The 3,728-nt window shown below is 67.1% G+C and carries 3 protein-coding genes; all 3 read left to right on the top strand.

Features of this window, described 5'->3' with window-relative positions:
• Positions 1-576: L,D-transpeptidase family protein (locus tag ACE3TU_RS20150; protein WP_374627491.1), on the top strand; the 576-nt coding region annotated here is incomplete at its 5' end.
• A gap of 247 nt (positions 577-823) precedes the next feature.
• Positions 824-2,464 carry a DUF882 domain-containing protein gene (locus tag ACE3TU_RS20145; RefSeq protein ID WP_374627489.1) on the top strand — a complete coding sequence of 547 codons (1,641 nt, stop codon included), beginning with the start codon at positions 824-826 and terminating at the stop codon, positions 2,462-2,464.
• Between the two features lie 135 nt (positions 2,465-2,599).
• On the top strand, positions 2,600-3,728 hold a 1,129-nt coding region (gene dxs / locus ACE3TU_RS20140; protein ID WP_374627486.1), incomplete at its 3' end, for a 1-deoxy-D-xylulose-5-phosphate synthase.

Here is a 3,728-nt window from a genome sequence, read left to right as displayed (position 1 = left end):
GTGTTCAACGACGAGATCGAGCATATCGTCGTCAACCCGTACTGGAACGTGCCGCCCTCGATCGCCGTCAACGAGATCAAGCCGCACCTGATCGCCAATCCGGGCTATCTCGCCAGCCAGAACATGGAAATGCTCGCCGGCGGCAAGGTGATCAGCGCCTCGGCCATCGACTGGACGCAGACCAACATCAACAACTACCACATCCGGCAGCGGCCCGGCGGTGGCAACGCCCTGGGTCGGATCAAGTTCCTGTTCCCCAACCAGCACGACGTGTACCTGCACGACACACCGTCCAAGTCGCTGTTCGCGCGCTCCTTCCGCGCCTACAGCCACGGCTGCGTGCGGGTCGAGAACCCGATGGCCTTCGCCGAGGCGCTGGTCCAGCTCGAGCCCGAGATCACGCTCGCCTCGATCGAGAGCATGGTCGGCGACAAGGAGCGCTGGCTCAACCTGTCGAGCAAGATTCCGGTCCACATCTCCTACTTCACCCTGCGCGTCGACGAGGACGGGACCATCCGCTCCTATGGCGACGTCTACGGTGCCAACAAGCGGTTGATCGAGCTCCTCAACGAGTAGCGCCGGCGCATCGATGCGACTAGGATGGGTCGGCTGCCTCAGGCGCCGGCCCATTTGTTTGGTGCCGTTTTGTCCTGCGTTTACTAATGCGTAGGAATTCGGCCTTGGTTCGGCCGGAATTCCTGCCTATCCAGAGCCTCGGGGTTGTCGGCCCGAGGGTTGGCTACCAGGCGTTAGCGTTAACGATCTCTCATCGGTACTGCGCTAGTCTCCTGTCGTATTCTGGTTGCAACGGGCTGTTCGGGGCGTGTCGGGGAAAGTTCTGGGTTTCATCGGGAAGCTGTCGCGGCTGCTGCTTGTCGCAGTGCTGGCCGTGACGTCTCTCGTGCCCCCCGCGGTGACCCCTGCCGTCGCCGCCCAGGGCGATCGCACGCTCTACCTGCATCACACCCACACCGGCGAGACCGCACGGTTCACCTACAAGCGCAACGGCCAGTTCGATCAGGCCGTGCTGCGGCAGATGAACGTCTTCCTCGCCGACTGGCGGACAAAAGAGCCGACCAAGATGGATCCGGCCCTCTTCGATCTGCTCTGGATGGTCTACCAGGACGTCGGCGCCACCCAGCCCTACAACATCGTCTCGTCCTATCGCTCGCCCAAGACCAACAAGATGCTGCGCGCCAAGTCGTCCGGCGTCGCCGAGAACTCGCAGCACATGCGCGGCAAGGCGATGGACGTCTTCATCCCCGGCATCAACCTGTCGGTGCTGCGCGCCACGGCCATGAAGTACCAGGTCGGCGGCGTCGGCTACTACCCCACCTCGGGCAGCCCGTTCGTGCACATGGATACCGGCAACGTGCGGGCCTGGCCGCGCATGACCCGGGCCCAGCTCAAGAAGGTCTTCCCCGACGGCAAGACCCTGCACCTGCCGACCGACGGCAAGCCGCTGTCGCAGGACGGCCGCGCCTACGCCCAGGCGCAGTGGACCAAGTGCCATGCCGTGCCCTGCAACGGCAAGGTGACCTTCGACACCAACCCCGGCATCATGGTCGCCGACACCACCGGTGATGTCGCGCCGATCCCGGCGGTCCGCCCGCGCAACCTGAGCGGCGACGGCGCCGTGCTGGTGGCCTCGCTCGACGAGCCGGCCCAGCGCGTCGTTCCGACCTTCGAGGTGACCGCCCCGATCCCGCTCTATCGCCCGCACGACCAGTCCCTCCAGGTCGCGGCGATCGCGCCGGCGACCGATGGAGACGACTACTCCGCCTGGCAGGCCGCCGGCGCGCCGGTACCGGCAACCAAGTCCGCCCGCATCAAGCTCGCCACCCGCTCGCCGATGCTGACCGACGGTCAGGTGACCGCCGTGGCCGCGCTGACCGCCATCGAGGACGAACTGCCCAAGCCGCGCATCCTGATGACCCCCCAGGTCGATGCGCTGGTTTCCGCCTACGTTCCGACCAACCCCGATCCGGGCGCGGAACTGGCGCTCAAGATGATCATCGAGCGCGAGGGCGGCACCGGCGCCCTCCAGCCGGACGAGCGGCCCGACAGCATCGAGACGGCCTCGCTCGGCGATGGCGGCTTTGCCGGCCGCGGCAGCATCTTCGAGACCACCTTCGACCTGCTTGGCGACACCGCCGCCCCCGCCCCGATGACTGCCGCGCTCGCCGAACTCGCCCTCCGCCGGCAGCCCGATCCGAGCATCGCGTTGCGCGCCGAGATCGACTTCGTCGCCCCCGAGATCGACCACGTCAACGAGACGCTGGTGCAGCCGGTCTTCATGACCACGGCGTTCTGGGCCGAACTGACCGAGGCCGAGGGCTACCTCGAGAAGACGACCGAGCTCGGCCCCCTCTCCGGCCGCGTCGACTTCATCCCCGGCACAGCCGCCATCCCCGCCTATGATCGCTTCGTGACCGGCGCGCCCCAGCTCGTGGCGGGGACCTGAGCGCGGCCTCCGCCCGCGGCCGCGCCGCGTTCAACTGTTGACCCGCGCCCGGAAGCCGGCGTTGCAAAGCCTCCGGCGAGGCTCTAAGTCTCGCTGCAGTCTTCTCTGGCCCGACGGGCAAAGGAACGGTGCTACGTGACCACGCCGGACACGCCTCTCCTCGACCAGATCGAGTCTGTCGACACGCTCAGGACCCTCTCGCGCGAGCAACTGCGTCAGCTGGCCGACGAACTGCGCTCCGAAGTCATCGACGCCGTCTCGGTGACCGGCGGACATCTGGGCGCCGGTCTCGGCGTCGTCGAACTCACCGTCGCGCTGCACGCCGTCTTCGATACCCCGCATGACCGGCTGATCTGGGACGTCGGCCACCAGGCCTACCCGCACAAGGTCCTCACCGGTCGCCGCGGCCGCATCCGCACGCTGCGCCAGAAGGACGGGCTCTCCGGCTTCACCCGCCGCGCCGAGAGCGAATTCGATCCCTTCGGCGCCGGCCACTCCTCCACCTCCATCTCCGCCGGGCTCGGCATGGCGGTGGCCTCCGAGCTGCAGGGCCAGAAGCGCAACGTCATAGCGGTGATCGGCGACGGCGCCATGTCGGCCGGCATGGCCTACGAGGCGATGAACAATGCCGGCGCCATGGATGCGCGGCTGATCGTCATCCTCAACGACAATGACATGTCGATCGCGCCGCCCACCGGCGCCATGCGCTCCTACCTCGCCAAGCTGGTCTCCGGCCCCGCCTATCGCGGCTTCCGCGACACCGCCAAGTCGATCACCGGCAAGCTGCCGCGCCTCATCCACGAGACGGCCCGCAAGACCGAGGAATTCGCCCGCTCCTTCTTCACCGGCGGCACGCTGTTCGAGGAGCTGGGCTTCTTCTATGTCGGCCCGATCGACGGCCACAACCTCCCCGACCTGCTCGACGTGCTGCACAACGTCAAGGACATGCAGTCCGGCCCCATCCTGATCCACGTCGTCACCAAGAAGGGCAAGGGCTACGCGCCGGCCGAGAGTTCCGCCGACAAGTACCATGGCGTCAACAAGTTCAACGTCGTCACCGGCGCGCAGGCGAAGCCGCCCTCGAATGCCCCGTCCTATACCGCCGTCTTCGCCCAGAGCCTGATCGAGGAGGCGCGTCGCGACGAACGCATCGTCGCCGTCACCGCCGCCATGCCCAACGGCACCGGCCTCGACAAGTTCGCCGAGCTGTTCCCCTCCCGTCTCTTCGATGTCGGCATCGCCGAGCAGCACGCGGTCACCTTCG

The sequence above is a fragment of the Devosia sp. genome (assembly GCF_041917035.1).
GTDB lineage: Bacteria > Pseudomonadota > Alphaproteobacteria > Rhizobiales > Devosiaceae > Devosia_A.
This window is presented reverse-complemented; position numbering and strand designations above follow the sequence as displayed.